General features: G+C 71.4%; 19 protein-coding genes. 5 read left to right on the top strand and 14 right to left on the bottom strand.

What is annotated here, in order from left to right; all coding sequences use genetic code 11:
* Nucleotide 1 precedes the first annotated feature (1 nt).
* From ABFJ78_RS30785 to ABFJ78_RS30755, 7 genes are all read right to left on the bottom strand, one after another.
* Nucleotides 2-1,393, bottom strand: coding sequence for a nitrate/nitrite transporter (locus ABFJ78_RS30785; RefSeq protein WP_436390052.1), 1,392 nt, complete (start codon nt 1,391-1,393; stop codon nt 2-4).
* Nucleotides 1,390-2,817, bottom strand: coding sequence for an FAD-dependent oxidoreductase (locus ABFJ78_RS30780; RefSeq protein ID WP_436390051.1), 1,428 nt, complete (start codon nt 2,815-2,817; stop codon nt 1,390-1,392). Before ABFJ78_RS30780 ends, ABFJ78_RS30785 begins: the two co-directional genes overlap by 4 nt.
* Nucleotides 2,814-4,862: a molybdopterin oxidoreductase family protein gene (locus ABFJ78_RS30775; RefSeq protein WP_436390050.1), complete on the bottom strand. Its 2,049-nt coding sequence runs from the start codon at nt 4,860-4,862 to the stop codon at nt 2,814-2,816. Before ABFJ78_RS30775 ends, ABFJ78_RS30780 begins: the two co-directional genes overlap by 4 nt.
* A gap of 194 nt (nt 4,863-5,056) precedes the next feature.
* Nucleotides 5,057-5,854 (bottom strand): TIGR02569 family protein, encoded by a 798-nt coding sequence (locus ABFJ78_RS30770; protein WP_436390049.1) that lies wholly within the window; start codon nt 5,852-5,854, stop codon nt 5,057-5,059.
* A 132-nt stretch (nt 5,855-5,986) separates the two neighbouring features.
* The gene (moeZ, locus tag ABFJ78_RS30765; RefSeq protein WP_436390048.1) at nt 5,987-7,162 is read right to left on the bottom strand and encodes an adenylyltransferase/sulfurtransferase MoeZ; all 1,176 of its coding nucleotides are present in this window, start codon (nt 7,160-7,162) and stop codon (nt 5,987-5,989) included.
* A gap of 93 nt (nt 7,163-7,255) precedes the next feature.
* A complete protein-coding gene (locus ABFJ78_RS30760; RefSeq protein ID WP_436390047.1) occupies nt 7,256-8,419 on the bottom strand; it encodes a DUF3152 domain-containing protein in 1,164 nt (387 codons plus the stop codon).
* A 79-nt stretch (nt 8,420-8,498) separates the two neighbouring features.
* The gene (locus ABFJ78_RS30755; RefSeq protein ID WP_436390046.1) at nt 8,499-9,512 is read right to left on the bottom strand and encodes an alpha/beta hydrolase; all 1,014 of its coding nucleotides are present in this window, start codon (nt 9,510-9,512) and stop codon (nt 8,499-8,501) included.
* A gap of 77 nt (nt 9,513-9,589) precedes the next feature.
* Between ABFJ78_RS30755 and ABFJ78_RS30750 the strand changes: the two genes are divergently transcribed.
* Nucleotides 9,590-10,216, top strand: a complete 627-nt coding sequence (locus ABFJ78_RS30750) for a TetR/AcrR family transcriptional regulator (protein ID WP_160701635.1) — start codon at nt 9,590-9,592, stop codon at nt 10,214-10,216.
* Between the two features lie 74 nt (nt 10,217-10,290).
* Here the strand turns inward: ABFJ78_RS30750 and ABFJ78_RS30745 are convergent, their stop codons facing one another.
* Complete coding sequence (locus ABFJ78_RS30745; RefSeq protein ID WP_436390045.1) at nt 10,291-11,211, bottom strand: alpha/beta fold hydrolase; 921 nt, start codon at nt 11,209-11,211, stop codon at nt 10,291-10,293.
* A complete protein-coding gene (locus ABFJ78_RS30740) occupies nt 11,208-12,116 on the bottom strand; it encodes an AurF N-oxygenase family protein (RefSeq protein ID WP_436390044.1) in 909 nt (302 codons plus the stop codon). Before ABFJ78_RS30740 ends, ABFJ78_RS30745 begins: the two co-directional genes overlap by 4 nt.
* 55 nt (nt 12,117-12,171) lie before the next feature.
* Here ABFJ78_RS30740 and ABFJ78_RS30735 point away from each other — a divergent pair, with 55 nt between their 5' ends.
* Both ABFJ78_RS30735 and ABFJ78_RS30730 read left to right on the top strand, forming a co-directional pair.
* The gene (locus ABFJ78_RS30735; protein ID WP_436390043.1) at nt 12,172-12,945 is read left to right on the top strand and encodes a TetR/AcrR family transcriptional regulator; all 774 of its coding nucleotides are present in this window, start codon (nt 12,172-12,174) and stop codon (nt 12,943-12,945) included.
* The gene (locus ABFJ78_RS30730) at nt 12,942-13,259 is read left to right on the top strand and encodes a DUF4873 domain-containing protein (RefSeq protein WP_436390042.1); all 318 of its coding nucleotides are present in this window, start codon (nt 12,942-12,944) and stop codon (nt 13,257-13,259) included. Before ABFJ78_RS30735 ends, ABFJ78_RS30730 begins: the two co-directional genes overlap by 4 nt.
* Nucleotides 13,260-13,319: 60 nt before the next feature.
* On the opposite strand, the gene ABFJ78_RS30725 is transcribed toward ABFJ78_RS30730, so the two are convergent.
* Nucleotides 13,320-13,550: a DUF3107 domain-containing protein gene (locus tag ABFJ78_RS30725; protein WP_013223016.1), complete on the bottom strand. Its 231-nt coding sequence runs from the start codon at nt 13,548-13,550 to the stop codon at nt 13,320-13,322.
* 119 nt (nt 13,551-13,669) lie between these two features.
* Nucleotides 13,670-14,323, bottom strand: a complete 654-nt coding sequence (locus ABFJ78_RS30720; RefSeq protein WP_372672222.1) for a ferritin-like fold-containing protein — start codon at nt 14,321-14,323, stop codon at nt 13,670-13,672.
* A 553-nt stretch (nt 14,324-14,876) separates the two neighbouring features.
* Here ABFJ78_RS30720 and ABFJ78_RS30715 point away from each other — a divergent pair.
* Together ABFJ78_RS30715 and ABFJ78_RS30710 are read left to right on the top strand one after the other, a co-directional pair.
* Complete coding sequence (locus tag ABFJ78_RS30715; RefSeq protein ID WP_436390041.1) at nt 14,877-16,340, top strand: DEAD/DEAH box helicase; 1,464 nt, start codon at nt 14,877-14,879, stop codon at nt 16,338-16,340.
* Nucleotides 16,341-16,364: 24 nt separating this feature from the next.
* Nucleotides 16,365-17,705, top strand: coding sequence for an Rv3212 family protein (locus ABFJ78_RS30710; RefSeq protein WP_436390040.1), 1,341 nt, complete (start codon nt 16,365-16,367; stop codon nt 17,703-17,705).
* Here ABFJ78_RS30710 and ABFJ78_RS30705 read toward each other — a convergent pair.
* From ABFJ78_RS30705 to ABFJ78_RS30695, 3 genes are all read right to left on the bottom strand, one after another.
* Nucleotides 17,698-18,447, bottom strand: coding sequence for a hypothetical protein (locus tag ABFJ78_RS30705; protein WP_436390039.1), 750 nt, complete (start codon nt 18,445-18,447; stop codon nt 17,698-17,700). The genes ABFJ78_RS30710 and ABFJ78_RS30705 overlap by 8 nt on opposite strands.
* Nucleotides 18,448-18,465: 18 nt before the next feature.
* Nucleotides 18,466-19,317, bottom strand: a complete 852-nt coding sequence (locus ABFJ78_RS30700) for a RecB family exonuclease (protein ID WP_436390166.1) — start codon at nt 19,315-19,317, stop codon at nt 18,466-18,468.
* Nucleotides 19,318-19,385: 68 nt separating this feature from the next.
* A complete protein-coding gene (locus tag ABFJ78_RS30695) occupies nt 19,386-21,848 on the bottom strand; it encodes an alpha-L-rhamnosidase C-terminal domain-containing protein (RefSeq protein ID WP_436390038.1) in 2,463 nt (820 codons plus the stop codon).
* Nucleotides 21,849-21,910: the final 62 nt, after the last annotated feature.

Raw genomic sequence — 21,910 nt, 5'->3', positions numbered from 1 at the left:
CTCAGACCTCCGCTCCCGCGAGCGCCAGACCGCGCTCACTCGTGGGCTGTTCGGCGGGCTTGCGCAGGTAGACCGCCCAGGTGACGGCGAAGCACAGCCCGTAGAAGACGAGGAATCCGATGAAGGCGGGGACGCCGCTCTTCGCGTCGGCGAACGACTGCCGGAAGGCGAGGTTGATGAACAGCCCGCCCTCGGCACCGATCGCGCCGGCCAGGCCGATCAGCGCGCCCGACAGGCGCCGCGCCTTCAGCAGCTCGGCCGCCTCTTCGGCCCCGTTCGAAATCGCGATCTTCGCCTTGGCGCGGAAGATCGCCGGGATCATCTTGTAGGTCGAGCCGTTGCCGACGCCGGCCAGCACGAACAGCACGATGAACGCGACCGTGAACAGGGCGAGGGACTTCGACGTCGAGGCAAGGATCAGCACGACCGTCGCGAGTGCCATCCCGATGAAAGTGACGAAAGTGATCTTGCCGCCGCCGATCCGGTCGGCCAGCCAGCCGCCACTGGGCCGGGAGAGCGAGCCGAGCAGCGGGCCGAGGAAGGTCACCGCCGCCGCCTGCAGCGGGGTGCGGCCGAACTGGTTCTGCAGCACCAGGCCGAAGGCGAAGCTGTAGCCGATGAACGAGCCGAACGTGCCGACGTAGAGGAAGGACATCACCCAGGTGTGCGGCTCCTTGACGACCTCGCGCATCGCCTTGGTGTCGCCCTTCACGGTGGCGAGGTTGTCCATGTAGAGGTACGCGCACACCGCGGCGACGACGATCAGCGGGATGTAGACGTAGAGCACGATCCGCGGCGCGGTCGCACCCGCCGTCCCGATCACCAGCAGCCCGATCAGCTGGATCGCGGCGACGCCGAGGTTGCCGCCACCCGCGTTGAGGCCGAGCGCCCAGCCCTTGTGCTTCTCCGGGTAGAAGGTGTTGATGTTCGTCATCGACGACGCGAAGTTGCCGCCGCCGACCCCGCCGAGGGCCGCGACCAGCAGGAACGTGCCGAGTGACGTGCCGGGGTGCAGCACGACCGCCGCGAGGATCGTCGGGATCAGCAGCAGGGCGGCGGACACGACCGTCCAGTTGCGACCGCCGAACTTCGCCACGGCGAAGGTGTAGGGCAGCCGCATCAGGCCGCCGATCAGCGTCGGCGTCGAGACGAGCAGGAACTTGTCGGCGGCGGAGAAGCCGTAGTCCTTGCCCATGAACAGGACGATGACCGACCACAGTGTCCAGACCGAGAAGCCGATGTGCTCGGCCAGCACGGAGAACCAGAGGTTCCGGCGCGCGACCTTCTTGCCGGTCGCCTCCCAGAACTCCTCGTTCTCCGGCTCCCAGTGCTCGATCCAGTGCTTTCCTTGGTGTGCCACGGGGTTCTCCTCAGAGCGGGTCGGGTCGGTCATTGCGCCGCGAGCCAGTTGGCGATGCCGCCGACGGCGTCGGTGCACCCGCCGCAGCCCGTCGTGGCTCGCGTGGCCCGCGCCAGTGCGGGAGTGTCGGTGGCCCCGGCCTTCCAGGCCTCGATCAGCCGGCCCTTGGTGACGTTGTTGCAGCGGCAGATCACCGCCGCCGCGGGCAGGTCGGCCGGGCTGGCCGCCGGGGCGCTGCCGCTGGGCAGCGCGCGGCCCAGCAGGACCGCCAGGCGGTCGTCGGGCAGCGGGGTGCCGCGGTCGTGGAACTGGGTGATCGACGCGGCCGCGTCGGGCAGGCCGAGCAGGATCGCCCCGGTGACGCGGTTTTCGCGGACGACGAGCTTGCCGTATCGGCCGCCGGTGGGGTCGTTGAAGGTGAGCACCTCGACGTCCGGGGTACCGGCGTCGAGCTGCGTCTCGCCGAGTGCGGCGAGGTCGATGCCGCGGGCCTTCAGCCGGGTGACGGCTGTGGTGCCGCGGTAGCGGGCGGCCGCGTTGGTGCCGGTCAGGACGTCGGCGAGGACCTCGGCCTGTTCCCACGCGGGCTGGATCAGCCCGGCCGGCGCGCCGGGGTGGCGGGCGCAGTCGCCGAGGGCGTGGATCCGGCCGTCGCTGGTGCGCAGGACGTCGTCGACGAGGATGCCCATGTCGACGTCGAGCCCGGCGTCGGCGGCCAAGGCCGTCTCTGCGCGGACACCGGCGGCGACCACGACCAGGTCGGCCGGGACGAGGGTGCCGTCGTCGAGCTTGAGGCCGTCGCCGGGCAGGTAGCGGGCGGCGGTGGCGCCGAACTTGAAGGTCACGCCCATGTCGGTGAGCTGCCGGGCCAGCACGTGCCCGGCAGCCGGGTCGAGCTGGCGTTCCATGACGTGCCCGAGCGGGTGCACGACGGTCACCTGGTTGCCGCGCCCGGCCAGCCCGCGGGCGGCTTCGAGCCCGAGCAGCCCGCCGCCGAGGACGGCGACCGGGGCGCCGAAGCGGGCGGCGTCGAGGATCTTGGCGCAGTCGTCGAGGCTGCGGAAGGCGACCACGCCCGGCCCGGCTTCGAGGCCTTCGACGGGCGGGATCCACGGGTTCGCGCCGGTCGCGAGGGCCAGGGCGTCGTAGTCCACTGTGGACCCGTCGCCGAGTTCGACGCAGCGCTTCTCGCGGTCGATGCGGGTGACGTCGACCCCGAGCCGCAGGTCGATGTTGTGGCGCGCGGCCCATTCGTCGTCGTGCAGGCGGACGCTTTCGGCGCTCATCCCGCCGGCGACGACGGCCGAGAGGAGGACGCGGTTGTAGGCGGCGTGCTTTTCGGCGCCGAGGACGGTCAGGCGGACGCGTTCGGCGATCGGGTCACGGCGGCGGATCTCGTCGGCCAGCCGGGCACCGGCCATGCCGTAGCCGACTATGACGACTTCACGGGGGGTCATGCGGCACCATCCACAGTAGACAGGGACACGGCACACACCTTGAACTCCGGCATCCGGCTCACCGGGTCGAGCGCCGGATTGGTGAACAGGTTGGCGCGCTGCTCACCGGGGAAGTGGAACGGCAGGAAGACGAGGTCCGGCCGAAGCGACTGGGCGAACCGGACCTTGGCGATCGTTTCGCCTCGGCGAGACCGGATCCTCGCGGCGTCGCCTTCCTCGAGACCGGCCCGCTTGGCGGTGTCCGGGTGGACCTCGACGAACGCTTCCGGCACGACGTCGTTGAGTTCCTCGATCAGGCGCGTCTGCGCGCCCGACTGGTAGTGCTGCAGCACGCGGCCGGTGGTGGCCTGCAACGGGAACTCGTCGTCCGGCAGCTCGGCCGGACCGGTGTGCTCCACCGGCACGAACCGCGCGCGGCCGTCCGGGTGGGCGAACGACTCGAGGAACATCCGCGGAGTGCCGGGGTGGTCGTCCGCCGGCACCGGCCAGTGCAGGGCTTCGCCTGCCCGCAGGCGGTCGTAGCTGACGCCGGAGTAGTCCGCGATCCCGCCCCTGGACGCGATCCGCAACTCCTCGAACACCGTCTCGGCGTCGGTCGGGAACCGGTCTTCCGGCTGTCCCAACCGGTGCGCGAGTCCGTTGAGGACGGCCAAATCGGATCGAACGCCCGGGGGCGCGTCGATCGCCTTGCGGCGCAGCAGGACGCGGCCTTCGAGGTTGGTGAGCGTGCCGTCTTCCTCGGCCCACTGGGTGACCGGGAGGACGACGTCGGCCAGCGCGGCGGTCTCCGACAGCACGAAGTCGGCGACGACCAGGAAGTCCAGTTCGGACAGCCGATCTTGGACGCGCTGGGACCGCGGCGCCGAGACGACGACGTTGCTGCCGAACACCATCAGCGCCTTCGGGCCGTCTTCCTGGCCGAGCGCTTCGAGCAGCTCGCTGGCCGAGCGGCCGGGGCCGGGCAGGCTGTCCGGGGCGACACCCCAGACGCCGGCGACGTACTCGCGCGCGGCGGGGTCGTCGAGCTTGCGGTAGCCGGGCAGCTGGTCGGCCTTCTGGCCGTGCTCGCGGCCGCCCTGGCCGTTGCCCTGGCCGGTGAGGCAGCCGTAGCCGGCGCCTTCACGGCCGGGCAGGCCCAGCGAGAGGGCCAGGTTGATCCAGCCGCCGACGGTCGCGGTGCCGGTCGCGTGCTGCTCGGTGCCGCGCGCGGTCAGGATGTAGACGTTGCGGGCGTTGGCGAGCTTCGCGGCGGCGAGGCGCATGTCGGCGGCCGAGACCCCGGTGACGCGCTCGGCGCGTTCCGGCCACCAGCTCGCGGCGATCCGCCAGGCGTCCTCGAACCCGCTCGTGCGCGTATCCACATAGGACTGGTCGAGGTGACCGCCTTCGACGACGGCGTGCAGGATGCCCAGCGCCAGCGCGAGGTCCGTGCCGGGCGCGGGGGCGAGGTGCAGGCTCGCCAGCTCGGCGGTGGGGGTGCGCCGCGGGTCGACGACGATCAGGTCGGCGCCGCGCAGGTGCTGGGTGAACGGCGGCATGGTCTCGGCCGGGTTCGCCCCGGCGAGCAGCACGACGTCGGCGTTCTTGAGATCGGTGACGGGGAAGGGCATCCCGCGGTCGGCGCCGAAGGCCTTGGTTCCCGCGGCGGCGGCCGAAGACATGCAGAAGCGGCCGTTGTAGTCGATCTGCGAGGTACCGAGCGCGACGCGGGCGAACTTGCCGAGCAGGTAGGCCTTCTCGTTGGTGAGGCCCCCGCCGCCGAAGATCGCGACGGCGTCGGGGCCGTGGTCGGCTTGCAACGCGGCAACCTTGCGCGCGACGAAGTCGAGGGCGAAGTCCCAGCTGACGGGCTCGAGAGCGCCGTCGACGCGGATCATCGGGGTGGTGAGGCGCTTCGGGCTCGTGAGGAGACTGCCGGAGGTCCAGCCCTTCTGGCAGAGGCCGCCGGCGTTGACGGGGAAGTCCCGCGGCGTCACGCGAGAGCCGTCGAGGGACATGCCGCACTGCAGCGCGCAGTACGGGCAGTGGGTGTCGACCTGCGGCACGGGCACCTCCTCGGCGGTTCGGGGATGCCCTGACGCTAAGGAGGCCGTGTTAACCGGATTCGACCGAATGTTTCAGGCAGTTGACATTACGGCGGTGTGTCCGGCGCCCGGCCGGTGAGATCCGCGTCCGAGGTGTGGGAGTCGGGAGGTCAGCGGCGCATCGCCGGTCGTGACGTCCGATCTTGCGACCTCGGTCACAAGACGCCGGACACCTCACGCGCCGCCGCCCGAAGCCCGTCGAGCGATGCCTGCGTCGACCTCGGGTTCAGCGCGTTCGACGCCAACCGGAACAACACCGCGCGCAACAGCAGCTGCGGCCACTCCGGCAGGTGCGCCCACCGCTCCAGCAGCTCCCGTGAAGCCCCGCCCCACGCCAGCGCGTCCACCGCCACGATCGCCGCGCCGTACTCGCCCGGCCGGTAGTACGGGACGAAGTCCACCAGCCCCGGGGCCGCGTCGCCGTCGAACAGCAAGCCCGCCAGCAGCTCTCCGTGCGCCACCTGCGACGGCAGCTTGATCGGACGGCGCGCGCCGGCCAGGACCTCGAACCAGCGGCCGCCCTTCGTTTCCTCCAGCGGGACCTCGAGTTCCTCCCACGCCACCCGGTCGGCGATCGCGTCGACGTCGCGGCGGCCCGCGAGGAACTCCGGTCGGGGCAGGCCGATCGTCGCGCGGTGGAGCTTCACCGCCGCCAGCACCGACTCTTCGCCGCGGTGCTCGGGTGTGCCCGGGACGAACCGGGACGCCGTCCAGCCGCCGACGATCCAGCGGCCGTCGCTGGAGCGGACCGGCTTCGCCACCCGAAGGCCCGGCTCGTTCACGTAGTCGAGCGCGCGGGCCGTCCACAGCGTCCTGGCCTTGTCCGTGACCGGCTTGAACACGAGGTCGCCGCTGCGCCACGCCGTCGAGTCCGGCAGCGGTTCGCCGGCGTCGCCGAGCCCGCCGAAGGCCGCGCAAACGTGCTCCGGAGGGCGTTCGAGGGTTGTCCGCACAACTGCCGACGGTACCCGGCCGGGTGGTCCACGAACGAGAAGACGCGCTGGTCACGGAGTGTTTTGCGACTCGGACGAAACGCCGTGAAGGCCGCCTCCGAAGCCGGAGGCGGCCTTCACGAAGAACCACTGTCAGTAGGTCGGCAGGCTCGGGTCGATCTGCTTGGCCCACGCCAGCACGCCGCCACCGAGGTGCGTCGCGTCCTTGAAGCCGGCCGCGTGCAGCGCCGCGAGGGCCTCCGCCGAGCGCGCGCCCGACTTGCAGTGCAGGACGATCGGCTTGTCCTGCGGCAGCTCGGCCAGCGCCTCGCCCGAGAGGATCCGGTCCTTCGGGATCAGCGTCGCGCCCTTGATGTTGACGATCTCGTACTCGTGCGGCTCGCGGACGTCGATCAGGGCGAAGTTCTCGCCGCTGTCGAACTTGGCCTTGAGCTCGGCCGGGGTGATGGTGCTGCCCGACGCCGCCTGGGCCGCCTCGTCCGAAACCACGCCGCAGAACGCCTCGTAGTCGATCAGCTCGGTGATCTTCGGGGTCTCCGGGTCCTTGCGGATCTTGACCTCGCGGTACTTCATCTCCAGCGCGTCGTAGCTGATCAGGCGGCCGAGCAGCGGCTCGCCGATGCCGGTGATGAGCTTGATCGCCTCGGTCACCATGATCGAGCCGATGGACGCGCACAGCACGCCCAGCACGCCACCCTCGGCGCAGGAGGGGACCATGCCCGGGGGCGGCGGCTCCGGGTAGAGGTCCCGGTAGTTGAGGCCCTTGCCGTTCGGCGCGTCCTCCCAGAAGACGCTGACCTGGCCCTCGAACCGGAAGATCGAGCCCCAGACGTAGGGCTTGCCGAGGATCACCGCCGCGTCGTTGACCAGGTAGCGCGTGGCGAAGTTGTCGGTGCCGTCGACGATCAGGTCGTACTGCTCGAAGATCTCCAGCGCGTTCGACGAGTCCAGCCGGTCGGTGTGCAGGTGCACCTTCACGAACGGGTTGACGTCGGCGATCGACTCCTGCGCCGAGGCGGCCTTGAGCTTGCCGACGTCGGACTGGCCGTGGATGACCTGGCGCTGCAGGTTCGACTCGTCCACGACGTCGAAGTCGACGATGCCGAGCGTGCCGACGCCGGCCGCGGCCAGGTACAGCAGCGCGGGGCTGCCGAGGCCGCCGGCGCCGATCACCAGGACCTTCGCGTTCTTCAGCCGCTTCTGCCCGGCCACCCCGACGTCCGGGATGATCAGGTGCCGGCTGTACCGGGCCACCTCTTCCTTCGTGAGCTCGGCAGCCGGCTCGACGAGCGGCGGCAGTGCTGACATTGGTCCTCCATCTCGCACGCGGGTCGCGTCCATCCCACTATGCACAACGCCCGCGGGCAAATAAGCCTTCCCACGTCCAGATGGTGGGAAGAGCTACTGCTTCTTGGGTGTCGGGTTCGGCCAGGCGTTCGGGACGCAGACACGGCCGTCCTTGGCCACCTTGCCCTTGTCGCCGCCGGGGATGTCGTTGAGCATCGACACGTAGTCGTCGGACACGCCGAAGGACTGCTGCATCATCACCGGCGCGGGCTGGCCGTTGCCGCCGCAGCCGACGTGCTGGTTGCCCAGCGCGTGCCCGACCTCGTGGTTGATGGCGTACTGCCGGTACCCGGTCATGTCGGCGCCGAAGGCCTTCGCGCCGCGCACCCAGCGGGCCAGGTTGATCAGCACGCGCCCGAGGCTCTTGCGGTAGCAGGACGCCTCGAAGGTGATCTGGAACCCGCAGGCGTCGGCGCGGTGCGTCGTCTCGGGCGTGGTGAGGCTCACCTTGAACGACGGGTTCGGGAAGTTGGCGTCGACGCGCTGCAGCGCGATCTTGCCGTCCCACGTCCAGCTCTTGGGATCGGACAGCGTGCCCTGGACGGCGGTCGCGAAGGCGTCGTCGCCCGCGTAGCTCGCCGGGTCGATCCCGTCCTCCACCTCGACGGTGTAGGTGTAGAGCTTCCCGGTGCCGATCTTCGGGCCGGTGCCGGGCACCACGTGCCACTTCCCCGCGCCGGCCTGGGTGAACGGGGTGCCCTCGGGCAGGTCGGCGGTCGGCACCTTGAGGTCGACCGGCGTGGCCGGGTTCTCGGGGATGGCCTGCTCGCCGTTGCCGTCGATCGCGCCGCCCGCGGCGTCACCACCCGCCGACTCGATACCGGCGGGAGTGCCCTGCTCCGCGATCGGCTCGGCCGGGCTGTTCGCGGTGTTGACCACGACGAGCACGGTCAGCACGACGAGGATCGGCAGGGCGTAGACGCGCCAGCCGTAGGTCTTGGTGAGCTTCGCGATCCCCGTCTTCTGCGGCGGTGCGGCCTTCTCGCGCGAGGCCTCGACACGCGGCTTCCACGACGCGCTCAGCGGCTCGGCGCTGGTCCGCCGGCCGCCGGGGCGGTAGCGGTCCTCGCCGACGCGCTGGGCGGACTGCCTGGCCGGGCGGTACTGCCCGGTCCGCGGGGCGTCCTCGGGTTCGGGGCCGCCGGTCGCGCGGCGGGCCGACGCGCGGTGGGGAGCCCGCCGATCGTCGCCTCGCGCGTCCTGCCTCACCCGGTCCACCGCACCAGGGTGCCACAGCGCCACCGAACCGTTATCGGCGACTGGCGGACCACCCGGGTTTTGTTGTCACCCGATCGGACTACCAAGTTCCGGCTTCGACGTGCTCCCACATGCCCAAGACGGCCTTCGCTACGACGATCGGGCGTTCCATCTGGGCCACGTGGCCGGTCCGCGGCAGCACGAGCAGCCGGGCCTTCGGGATCACCTTGGCCGTCCGCATGGCGCGTCTCACGGAAATCACGCGGTCCTCGCGCCCCCAGACCACCAGCGTCGGGGCCTGGACGCGCGGCGCCGCCGACCAGAGCGACGCCTTCCCGAGCGTCGACCACGCGCGGAAGATCGCGAACGTGCTGCGCGCCATCGCCGGCGCGGCCCAGGTGAACCCGGCGCGGGCGCCGTGCTCGTCGGCCAGTTCGTCGAGCCGTTCGGCCGGGAACCGCGACGGGTCGGCGAAGCACAGCTTGATCACCTGCGCGGCGCGCTCGCGCGGGCCGAGGGCGGCCAGCTGGGCCCGCACGCGGGCGCCGACCAGCGGGAGGTACGCCAGCGCCATCCGCGGGTCGGACAGCCGCCGCGGGTCGAGGCGGCGGTCCGGCATCGCGGGCGAGATGAGCGTCAGCGTCTTGACCAGCTCCGGGCGCCGCTCGGCGATGAGCAGCGCGATGGCGCCGCCCATCGAGTTGCCGAGCAGGTGGACGGGCGCGCCGACGTCCTCGATGTGCCGCGCGACGACTTCCGCGTGCGCTTGGAGGCTGAAGTCGAAGCCCTGTTCCGGCTCGGACCAGCCGAAGCCGGGCAGGTCGGGCGCGGTGCCGCCGGCGACGGGCGCGAGCAGCGCCGCCAGGTCCGTCCAGTTCGTCGACGAGCCGCCGAGGCCGTGCACGTAGACCGCGGGCACGCCGTCCGGGCCCGGCGTGCGGCGGACGTGGAGGCGGGCGGTGCCGACCTCTTCGAAGGCCGCGGGCCACGGCGGTTTCAACGGCTCGAGGGACGGCAATTCCCTGGTCGACAGGGGCACGTGCGTCAGCGGCGCCCGCGTGGTCGCGGCGGTGTTCACGGATTCAGGATGCCCGACCCGTGGCAAGGCATACATACCGGCGAGTAATCTTCAGGTCGACTTCACGCGGTGGCGACCCCGCCCGTCGAAGAAGCGATGACGGGAGGACGAGCATGACGGAGATGACGCGGCTGCAGCAACGTGGGGTGCGCCTGCCCCGGACGGAACGGCGGGCCCAGCTCCTCGCCGCGGCGCAGCGGGTCTTCGCCGAGAACGGCTACCACGCCGCCGCGATGGACGAGATCGCCGAAGTGGCCGGTGTCAGCAAGCCGGTGCTCTACCAGCACTTCCCCGGCAAGCTCGACCTGTACATCGCGCTGCTGGAAAGCCACGTCGACGAGCTGGTGAAACGCGTGCAGAACGCGCTGGACTCGACGACGGAGAACAAGCAGCGCGTCCCGGCCACGGTCGGCGCGTTCTTCGACTTCGTCAGCGAGGACGCGGGCGCGTTCCGGATGGTGTTCGAGTCCGACCTGCGCGGCGAGCCGGCGGTCCAGGAAGCGGTCGACCGCGCGACGTCGGCGAGCGTGGACGCGATCACCGAGACGATCACGGCGGACGCGGGCCTCGACGAGGACAAGGCGCGGCTGCTGGCGGTGGGCCTGGTCGGGATGAGCCAGGTCAGCGCCCGGTTCTGGCTGCAGCACCACCAGTCGATGAGCCGCGAGGAAGCGGTGGCGCTGACGGCCAACCTGGCGTGGCGCGGCATCGGCGGCGGCTTCCCGCTCAAGGACGCCTGAGGACGCATCTTTCGTAGGGAAAGCTCGCTACTTTGCGGCACAAAGCCGAGCTTTCCCTAGGAAAGATGCATTGTTTACCGGGTGTCAGCAGTGGCGGCGGTGCGGATCAGGGTGCTGATGCGGCGGGCGACTTCGTAGGGGCGTTCCTGCGGGAGCATGTGGCCCGCGCCCGGGAACCGGACGAACTCCGCGTGCGGCAACTCGTCCGCGATCACCTTCGCGTGCGCCAGCGGGCACAACCGGTCCCGCTCCCCCGCCAGCACCACCGAAGGCACGTCGCAAAGCGCCCCCAGCCCGCCCACGCCCCGATGGGCCGCGATCGCGTCCAGAAACATCCCCGCGCTCGCCGGGTGCGCCGCCAGCAGCTGCTCGACGACGCTGTCCACCTGCTCGCGCCCCGGGCGGACCCCGAACACCAGCCGCCGCGCGCCCGAGCGGACCATCCCCGGCCGCAGCCGCAGGGTCTCGCTCCGAAGCCCCGCCAGCAGGCGGGCCACCCGCGGCTCGAAGCGCGTCACGCCCCGGCCGACCAGGCCCGGGAAGCCGAGCGTCAGCTTGTCCATGTCGCCCGACGACGTCGCCACGAACGCCGCCCCGGCCAGCCGCTCCCGGACGAGCGCGGGGTGCCGTTCGGCGAGCACCATCAGCGTCATGCCGCCCATCGAGTGCCCGGCGAGCACCAACGGCCCTTCCGGGACGCGGTCGGCGATCAGCTCGGCGAGGTCGTCGGCCAGGCGGGCGATCGTGGCGCCGCCGGGCCGGGCGTGCGCCGAACCGCCGTGGCCGCGCAGGTCGTAGCGCAGCACGCGCACGCCGGGGTCGAGGTGCGGCAGCACGAAGTCCCACGTCCGGTGGTCCTGCGTCCAGCCGTGCACGAGCACCAGCGTCACCACCGAGTCGGCCGGCCCGGACTGCGAGACGTGCAGCGCGGCGCCGTCGCTCGCGACGAACCGGTGCTCGATCGAGGGGTCGCGCAGCCGCGACGCGGTGGTCACCGGCCCGCCGGGAGCAGGAACGACTTGCGCCAGAAGTACTTCCCGGGCAGCCCGACCAGGCCGGACTCCTCGAGGAACGGCATGATCTTCTCCCCGGCCCACGCGATCGTCCCCTGCCAGTGCGGGTTGTTCAGCGCCGCCTCGACGCCGTCGCGCGGCCGGATGCCGACCGCCTTGTAGACGTTCGGGTTGATGAACGCCCGCGTCACGAAGTACGAAATCAGCGCGATGATGAACTGCTGGTAGGCGATTTCGGCCTTCGACAGCTTCGCCATGCCGCGCGTGACCTCTTCGCGGGCGAAGGTGACGTGCCGCGCCTCTTCGAGGACGTGGATCCGGTTGACCATCCGGACCAGCGGCTGGACGCCCTCGTCGTTCATCTGCTCGCGCTGCAGCCGGTCCAGGACCTCCTCGGCGACCAGGATCGCGCCGTAGCGGGCCGGGCCGTAGGAGATCGTCGGCATCAGCTTCGCCAGGCGACGCAGCCACGGCACCGGGCCGTAGGCGGGGCAGCCGATCCGCGACGCCATCCGCGCGAACATCGTCGAGTGCCGGCACTCGTCGGCGATCTCGGTGAGCGCGAACTGGGCGTGCGCGGACGTCGGGTCCTCTTCGTAGACCTCCTTGAGCAGCATCTGCATCAACAGGATCTCGAACCACAGCCCGGTCGTCGCGACGCTCGCGACCTCGTGCTTGCCCAGCTCGATCCGCTGCTCGGGGGTCAGCTTGTCCCACAGCTCGGTGCCGTACAGCGACGAGCGCTCGTCCAGGATGAAGCGCTTGCCCTCGACGAGCGGCGCGGTCCAGTCGATGTCGACGTCCGGGTCGTAGAACTTGTTCGCCGACGACTTCAGCAGGCGGTCCGCGGTCTTTTCGCGATCCGGTTCCTTCAGCGTCCGCGTCATTGCCGACACCCCTTCCGCAATGTGTAACTTGAGGTAACAGTTACCTGTGCGTAGCATGAGCCCCGTGATCGAACGTGTCAAGCGCTCCGGCAAGCAGCCCAGGTCCTCGTCGCGAGACGAGGAGGCGACCGGCGACGCCCGCCGCGACCGCTGGCGCAAGCACCGGATCGCGCGGCGCAAGGAGTTCGTCGAGGCCGCGCTGCGGGCGCTCGACACGCACGGCCCCGACCTCGGCATGGAGGACGTCGCCGCGGAGGCCGGCGTCACGAAACCGGTGCTGTACCGGCACTTCGACGACAAGGCCGACCTTTACGTCGCCCTCGGCCAGCGCGGCACGGAGATCCTGTTCGAGCGGCTGATCCCGGCGATCAACGCCGAGCTCGCGCCGGTCCCGCGGATCCGGATGGCGCTCGACGCGTTCTTCACGGTGATCGAGGAGCACCCGAACCTCTACCGGCTGCTGGCGCACGGCCGGCCGGAGAAGCCGGTGTCGTCGGACGTCGTGGCCGAGGACAAGGAACTGATCGCGACGGCGCTGACGGCGCTGCTCGGCGACTACATGCGGATGTTCAACATGGACTCCGGCGCGGCCGAGCCGTGGGCGCACGGCATCGTCGGGATGGTCCAGAACACCGGCGAGTGGTGGCTGGACCGCAGGTCGATGGGCCGTGACGCGGTCGTCGAGTACCTGACGCAGATCATCTGGGCGGCGATCGACGGGCTGACCCGCCAGCACGGCGTGGTCATCGACCCGAACCTGCCCCTGGAAGCCAACAAGGTGGTCCAGCTGGGCCGCTCGGAGCCGGATTCGGCGGAGGAGACGTCATGAGCGAGCACGACGAAGACGGCTACGGCGGTCCGGCCACGCTGGTGGTCGACGGCGTTTCCCTGCCGGTGACGGTGGAGCTGCGCGGCTACTTCCAGCCGATCGACGGGTTCTACCGCTGGTACGGCCGGGTGGCGGTGAACGAGGAGCTGACCAAGCTGGCCGGCGGCAAGAAGAAGCCGGTCACGATCCAGGCCGGCGAGTACACCGCGGACGGCGAGCTTTCCGACCCGGACCCGTGGGGCCGCTACCGCGTCATGGGCACGAGCACGCCGCCGTTCCACGTCCCCACGACGCTGGAAGAACTCAACGCCTGAAGTCCGTGAAGGCCACCCCGGGAACGTCCCGGGGTGGCCTTCACGGCTGTTCGCGCTGGGTCAGTCGCCGACGCCGAAGCCGACCTTGCGGACGTCGGAGGGGGCGATCTCGACGTACGCGATGCGGTCGGACGGGACGATGTACTTGCGCCCCTTCTCGTCGTTGATGCGGAAGAGCCCGTCACCGGCCGTCAGGGCCTCGGCGACCAGCTTCTCCACCTCTTCGGGAGACTGGCCACTGGACACCACCAGCTCGCGCGGCGTGTCCTTGATGCCGATCTTGACCTCCACGTGGGACCTCCGCTGGAAATTCGTAAGGGATGTGCCGGCCAAGGCTAACCGAACCGGCTCGTTCCGGTGGCGCATGTCCGCGCCCGACCGCGTCGTCACTTCCGGGTACTCCATCGGGTTCAGCCCAGGCCGAGCGCCTGCATGCGCTTCGTGTGCCCCTGTTGCAACCGCCGGAACAGCGCGGCGATTCCGGAGAGGTCACCCGAACCGCCGATGATCAGCTCGGCCAGCCCGTCGCGCTCGGCGACGACGTACTGGGCCTGCGTGAGCGCCTCGCCGAGCAGGCGGCGCCCCCACAGAGCGAGCTTGTCACGGGTCTTGGGGTCGGCTTCGATGCCGGCCGCGACTTCGCGCTCGGCGAACGCGGAGTGGCCGGTGTCCGCGAGCACGGTGAGCACGAGGTCCTTGGTCTCCGGGTCGAGCCAGCTGGCGATCTCGCGGTAGAGGTCGGCGGCCAGCCCGTCGCCGACGTAGGCCTTGACCAGCGACTCGAGCCACGACTTCGGCGGCGTCGACGCGTGCCAGGCGTCGACCTGGGCCACGAACGGCGTCATCGCGTCTTCGATCTTGACGTCGTGGGCGGCCAGGTGGTCGGCCAGCAGGCCGTAGTGACCGATCTCCGCGGCCGCCATCCTCGCCAGCGCGGCCCGCCCGGCCAGGGTGGGGGCGCTGCGCGCGTCTTCGGCCATCCGGTCGAACGCGGAAAGTTCGAGGTAGGCGATCACACCCAGAAGGTCGACTACGCCCTCTGAGATCTCTTTCGGCTCGGTCACGGGGGCAGGGTATCGCCGAAGCGCCCGGGCGTGCCGCGACGAGACCGATCACACTGGTTACGGCGCGCCGGGTACTGTCGAAAAACTGCTGACCAGGTACACTGCGAATGATATAGAAGCTTCCGTACGCCATACCGGCGTCGGGAACAGGCAGGTCACGCGGCTTGCCGACGTACTGCAATGTGCGTGCACGCCTCTTCCGGCATTCCCGGGACGGACCGGTTCCGCGCTCCAGATCAGCGCCAGGGACCAGGGTTTACTCCCGGTCGAGTGTCGAGCGGACCCAGGGCTGTGCGCGCTGGTCACGAGAGAGGCGATCACCCTGACCGCAGAAATTCCCACAACCGAACAGACCCCCGCCGTCGCGCTGGAACACAGCGAGACCGGCCCGGCCGCGCTCGACACGTCGCACCCGCTGCAGGCGGGCGTCGAGGTCGAGCCCGAAGCCCCGACCTTCGCGTCCTTCGGCGTCAAGCCGGAGATCGTCAAGGCCCTCGGCGAGGCCGGCATCGAACGGACCTTCGCGATCCAGGCGCTCACGCTGCCGCTCGCGATGGCCGGCGACGACCTCATCGGCCAGGCCCGCACCGGCATGGGCAAGACGCTGGGCTTCGGCGTCCCGCTGCTGCACCGCGTGCAGGTCCCCGGCGACGGCACCCCGCAGGTGCTCGTCGTGGTCCCGACCCGCGAGCTGTGCATCCAGGTCGCGAACGACCTCAAGGGCGCCGGCAAGCACCTCGGCATCCGCACCCTGGCCATCTACGGCGGCCGCCCCTACGAGCCCCAGATCGAAGCCCTGCGCAAGGGCATCGACGTCGTGATCGGCACCCCGGGCCGCCTGCTCGACCTGGCCGAGCAGCAGCACCTCGTGCTGGGCAAGGTCCGCGGCCTGGTGCTGGACGAGGCCGACGAGATGCTCGACCTGGGCTTCCTGCCCGACATCGAGCGCATCCTGCGGATGGTGCCGGACGAGCGGCAGACGATGCTGTTCTCGGCGACCATGCCCGGCCCGATCATCACGCTGGCCCGCACGTTCCTGCGCCAGCCGACGCACATCCGCGCCGAAGAGAACGACGCGAGCGCGATCCACGAGCGCACCACCCAGTTCGTCTACCGGGCGCACTCGATGGACAAGCCCGAGGTGATCGCCCGCGTGCTGCAGGCGAAGGACCGCGGCCTGACCATGATCTTCAGCCGCACCAAGCGCACCGCGCAGAAGGTGGCCGACGACCTGGTCGAGCGCGGTTTCGCGGCCGCCGCCGTGCACGGCGACCTGGGCCAGGGCGCCCGCGAGCAGGCGCTGCGCGCGTTCCGCTCCGGCAAGGTCGACGTGCTGGTCGCGACCGACGTCGCGGCCCGCGGCATCGACATCGACGACGTCACGCACGTGATCAACTACCAGTGCCCGGACGACGAGAAGACCTACGTCCACCGCATCGGCCGCACCGGCCGCGCGGGCCGGACCGGCGTCGCCGTCACCCTCGTCGACTGGGACGAAGAGCCGCGCTGGAAGCTGATTTCGGACACCCTGGGCCTCGACAAGCCGGAGCCGGTGGAGACGTACTCGTCGTCGCCGCACCTGTACGCCGACCTGGGCATCCCCGAGGGCACGACCGGGCGGCTGCCGCTGGGCAAGCGCACCCGCGCCGGCCTGGGCGCCGAGGTGGAAGAGGACCTGGGCGGCAAGCGCCGCGGCCCGCGTGGCCGGGGCAAGGCCGCCGACGACACCACGGAAGAGGCGCCGCGCAAGCGCGCCCGGAGCCCGCGCAAGCGGACCCGCGGTGGTTCGCGGGCCGCCGAGGCGATCGAGGCCGCGGACAACGCCGCCGCCGCTTCGGATGACGCTCCTGCCTCGGAAGGCCGCACCCGGACGCGTCGCCGCACCCGCGGCACGGCGCCGGAGACGACCGGTCCCGCGGCCGAGAAGGAAGCCGGCGAGAACGCCGAGCGGCCGGCTCGGCGGCGCCGCCGTCGCCGTCCCGCCGCGACGTCTGATACACCTGCGTCGGCAGACTGAGGCCTACGCACGGGGGTCGGGTAAGTGAGCGAAGACGAGAAGGCGCCCGAAAGCGCGCCTGAAGCGGTCGCGCCCGCGGAAGAACCGGCCCCCGAGTACGGCTCCGAGGACGTCCTGGAGGACGTCGCTCCGACCCCGCCCGCCCCGCGGGTCAAGGCACGGCGATCGCCGTGGAACCGCGGGCGGGACCGGGCGATCGCCGCGCTGATCGCGGTCGCCGTGGTCGCCGTCGCGCTGGTCATCGGCGTGACGAGCGACAGCGCGGCCACCGACCGGACCGAGGCGGCGCCGCCCCCGCCGTTGCCCGCGGCACCGGACAAGGTGCCCGGCTCGCTGACCGAGATCTGGAGCGCCCGCAGCGGCGCGACGCCGGTCCCGGTGGTGGCGGGCGACACCGTGGCGACGGCCGACGGCGGCGAGGTCGACGCGCGCGACCCGCTGACCGGCCAGATCCGCTGGCACTACGCGCGCGACCTCCCGCTGTGCACGGTGAACGAGACGTGGGGGCGGCTGAACGCCGTTTATTCGAAGACTTCGTGCAGCGAGGTCACGCAGCTGGACCCGGGCACGGGCCGGATCACGGCGCAGCGCAACGGCAACGCGGAGCTGGGCACGCAGCTGGTCAGCGACGGGTCGCACGTGACGGCGACGGGCAAGAAGCTCCTGACGACCTGGCGCGACGACCTGGTGCAGAGCGCCGAGTACGGCCAGGTCCCGGCGCTGGTCAACGCGGGCAAGCAGCCGCGCACGGGCTGCACGTACGGCACGGTCGCGGCGGCGTCGGGCAAGGTCGGCGTGATCGAGCGCTGCCCGGGCGACCCGGCGGACCGGTTGACGGTCTACAAGGCGGCGCCGGAGAAGGACGACGAGCCGCAGGTGGCGTTCAGCAGCGTCCTGGCGGGCAAGCGCGCGCGGGTGATCGCGATGTCGGGTGACCTGACGGCGGTGGTGTTGCCGGACCAGAAGCTCCTGGTGGTCTACAACGGCGACGGTTCCCAGCGCGCGGCGTACCCGCTGGACGTGCCGGCCGGCGACTTGGCGGCGGACCCGCCGGCGGGTGTCGAGGCGACGACCCAGACGGCGCAGAACGTGTACTGGTTCAGCGGGTCGAAGGTGGTGGCGTTGTCCCGCGACGATTTGTCGCCGCGGTGGACGTTGAGCAGCGCTTCGGGGCCGGGGATCGTGTTCGCTTCGCAGCTGGTGGTGCCGATCAAGGGCGGGCTGGCGGTGCTCAACGAGAACGACGGGTCGACGATCCGGACGGTCGGGGTGGACCGCCGCGGTTACGCGGGCGTGGTCCGGCTCGGTGCGGCGGGTCCGGTGCTCCTGGAGGAGCGCGGCGGAACGCTGACGGCGCTCAAGTAAGCCAGAAGAGGGTCAGGGCCGCGACGGCGAAGAGCACGACGGCCAGACCCGCGCCCGCGGCTGCCGCGCCATTTCGGCGATCGGCGACCCGCTGGGCCAGTAAGGCGAGAACGGCTGCGATGGGGTGGCCGATGAGGAGCGCGGGACCGGGGCCGGGGGCGCCGGTGTAGAGGCCGATGCCCGCGACGGCGAGGACCCCGATGGCCAGGACGGTGAGGCCGGCGGCGAGTGAGCCGGTGAACCCCCGCCACCAGCGGCCGCGCGGCTTTTCCGGCTCGGCGGGCTCTTCGGCCGCGGCATCGGCGGGCTCGATCCGCTCGGGTTCGACGCGTTCTTGAGGAACGGTCTGCGCCTCGGCGGCGAGAGGTTCGGTGGCGAGCGGCTCAGTCGGCTGCACCCCGGCGGCGGCCGCCTCGGCCTGCTCGCGCACGTCGGCAGCGGCAAGCGGCTCGGTCGGCTGCACCCCGGCCGCCCCGGGCCCGGCAGCCACCGACTTACCCTGCCCCCGCGCCCCGGCGGCGCCGGGCTTGGCGGCGGCAGGCTCTACCGGCCCCGGCGGCTCGGCCCCGGTCGCGAGCGGCTCAGTCTGCTGCGCCCCGGCGGCGGCCGCCTCGGCCTGCTCGCGCACGCCGGCAGCGGCAAGCGGCTCGGTCGGCTGCACCCCGGCCGCCCCGGGCCCGACCACATCCTGCCCCCGGCCCGGGCCCCCGGCCTGCAACTCGTCGGTGTCCGGTGAAGCCAAACCTCTTCCTCTCCCCTGTCAGGGCGCGAGCAGGTCCCACGGCTGTGCCTGCGGGGCGGCTTCCTGCCCCACCGCGCAGCTCGGCCTGAAGTCGCACCAGGCGCAACGGCGGTCCGGGCGGGCCGGGAACAGCACGTCCGCGTCGCCGCCCGCGTCCAGGGTATCCGTGGCCAGCCTCAGGTCCGCGGCGGTCTCGCCCGCGCGTTGCAGGTGCCGCTGCAGGCTCTCCGGCGTGTGCTCGGCCGCCGCGATCGTGCCCGTCGGGAGGTGGTGCAGCTCGACCGTCGTGCACGGCGTCCGCAGCGTCCGGGCCGCCGCCACCGCGTACAGCGCCAGCGCCTGCGACGCCCGCGCCTCGTACTCGTCCGGTGGCCGCCGTCCCGTCTTGTAGTCCACGATGACCAGCGAACCGTCCCGCGCGTCGATCCGGTCCGCGCGGCCCTCGATGATCATCGACGGCTTCTCCCCCGGCGACGGGCTCACCGGCGCCGACACCCACCGCTCGAGCCCGACCGGGTCGTGGGTGACGTCGTTGTCCTCGACGTACTCCGCCACCCACCCCTTCGCGCGCGCCCGGTAGCGGGCCGCCTGCTCCTCGGTCTCGAAGCCCGCGTCCTTCCAGAACTCCGCCACCAGCGCCACCGCCCGCTGCGGCACCCGCTTGAGCACCGGCAGGTCGAACAGCGCCCGCAGCGCGTTGTGCACCACCGCGCCCAGCGTGCTGTGCGCCCACGGCCCGGTGCGCTGCGGGGTCGGCCGTTCGAGGTACGCGAGCCGGTACCGGCGCGGGCAGTCGTCGAAGGTGGCCAGCCGCGCCGGCGACACCTTCGTGAGCCGCACCGGTTGCGCGACGCCGAAGTCGAACCCCATCTGCTCCTTCACGGGTGCCACGCTACGCACCACCACCGACAGTTTCCGCGTGGCACCCGTGAAGGCAGCTACCGCACGACCAACACGGTGTGCGTACCACCGGAAACGGCCAGCGCCCCACCGGACCGCAGCGGCTTCCCGTCCAGCAGCACCAGCTTGCCCGACGGAACCACCAGCGAACCCGAAGTCCCGCGAGGAGCCGTGACCGTCAACGAGAACACCGAACCCTGCTGAGACCACGAAGCCGACAACGCGCCCTTCGGCGTCGGCACCGCGCCACGCGCCCACGAAACCGAACCCGGGTGCGGCGCGACAGTCCACGTCGCGAAGCCCGGCGAAGCGGGCGAGACGCCCAGCAGCTCGTTCGTCAACGCCGGCACGACACCGGTCGACCAGCCGTGCGCCGCCGACGTGTACCCCTGCTCGTAGTGCGAACCGCCTTCACCGATGCCTTCCCACGCCGTGATGCCCGGGTCGCGCGAAGCCATCCAGCCGTACATCCGCTTGATCTGGTCGATCGCCGAGTCCGGCTGCCCGCTCCGGAACCGCGCCTGCAGCTCCGGGAACGACGTGAACGCGTACACGCGCTTCGTGCCGTCGGAAACGAGAGTGTCGTTGTCCATGAACGGATTCCCGTACGGCAACGCACCCGCCGCGAGCCGCGCCAACGCCGATGTGGCCTGCGAAGGCGACGCGATACCGGCCAAAATGGCCTGGCTGTTGCCGTCCTGGCCGTGCCGCACCGCGCCCGTCCCGGAGTCGAGGTACGCCCCCGCCGCCGGGTCCCACAAATAAGTGTTCACGGCGGAAGCGACGCCGGAAGCACGCGCGAGCCAGCGATCGGCGTCGGCAGGATGCCCGGTCGCCCGCGCGAGACCCGCCGCGCCCTGAAGCGCCCGGACGTACAACGCGTTGTAGTACGTCACTTCGCCCGTACGCGGCAGGAACGCGTAGTCGCCGTAGCCGCCGGTGCCGTTGAGCCCCTTCGCGAGCAACCCGCGCGAATCGGTGACCGACGGGTACCACGAGTCGAGCGTCTTCACGAGGTGCGAGTAGTACGAAGCCGCGTACGCGGTGTCGCCCGTGTAGAGCACGTAGTCCCAGCTCGACGTCACCCACCAGAGCGGATAGTCGAACAGCGGCAGCGTGTAGTTGTTGATCGACGCGGGCGGGATCCAGCCGTCCGCCCGCTGGTGGTCGGCGAGGTCGGCGAGGACGTTCTTCGCCGCCGTGCCGTCCTGGTGCGTCAGGTACTGGGTCAGCCCGGACACCGCGACGTCGCCGACGTACGGGTCCCGGTCGCGCTTCGCGCCGTCGTGCAGCACCAGTTTTCCGTCCAGCGACGGCGAGAACGCGCCGCGTGGGTCCACATCGGACTCGCGGAAGGTGTCCATGCCCAGCTCGTTGGTGTACGAAGCCGCGTACCAGTAGCGGTTCAGCTCGGCGTCCGACGACTCGAACCAGCCGCGGTAGGTGTCCGGCGTGCCGAGGAACGGCGTGAAGTCGAGCGAGACGCCGGTGATCCGCACCTCGCCGGACGGCTGGGCCAGCGGCGCGTCCGACGCCAGCGCGTCGAGGCTGATCCGCAGGTAGCGGAAGCCGTGCAGGCCGTCCGCGCACACCTGCGTCCCGCTCTGGCAGCCCTTCGTGTCCCGCCAGACGGTCGGCGTCGTAGGCACGGCGTACTGGTCGCTGCCCGGCCCGCCGGAGAAGTCCGAACGCGTGAAGTCGGAGCGTTCGCCCAGGTACTGCTGGGTTTCGGAGAACGACAACCGGACGCCGGGGTGGTTCGGCGACGCGCCCGCGAAGGAGATCTTCGGGTACCCGGCGACGACCTTGCCGAAGTCCACCACCGCGACCGGCACCGGCGGGTCGGCGACCAGGCCCGGCCAGACCTCGGTGACGCGGCTGAACTCCCCCGAAGGCGTGTTCTGGTCCTTCGTGACGGTGATCCGGACCTGCGTGGTCGTCACCGGCCGGTCGAACTGCACCGCCCGCTGGACCGCGGTGTTGCCGGTGACCGTGGCCGCGACGCGCCACGTGCCCGCGTCCAGCACTTCGACGGTGTAGTCCTGCGGCACACCGTCCACACTGGACAGCAGCGTGACGCCGGGCAGCGTGACCGGCGCGGCCGAGGTGATGGTCAGGACGTCCGGGTAGGCGCCGATCGTGTCGTCGTTCCAGAACGTCTCGGTGTTGCCGTCGACGGCGTTGCCGGGGTCGTAGGTCCGCGGCTGACCGTTCCCGCCGTTGTTCGGCGCGTGGAACGACGACGCGGCCGCGGTGGTCCCCGCGGGCCAGGCCGGCTTCGGCGGCGGCGCCTGCCGCTTGAACGTCGCGACGCCCTTCCCGAGCAGGCCGTCCGGGTTGGTGACGTCGCCGGTCGTCGACAGCACCTTCACCGGCCGGACGTCCCGGCTCGCCGGCGCGACGACGTACTTCTGCCAGCTCGGCGCGGCGTCGGCGGGTGCGGCGACCACGCCGCTCGCCACCAGCACCGTCACCGGCAGGAATGCTCTGAGCCACTTCATCGAGGCCTCCGAAACCGACACAGGGGCGTTTGAATCGTTTCAACCGCTGAGCTGAGGTTCAG

Origin of the sequence: Amycolatopsis sp. MEPSY49 (assembly GCF_051337345.1) — a bacterium.
In the GTDB taxonomy this organism is placed as follows: Bacteria; Actinomycetota; Actinomycetes; order Mycobacteriales; family Pseudonocardiaceae; genus Amycolatopsis.
This window is presented reverse-complemented; position numbering and strand designations above follow the sequence as displayed.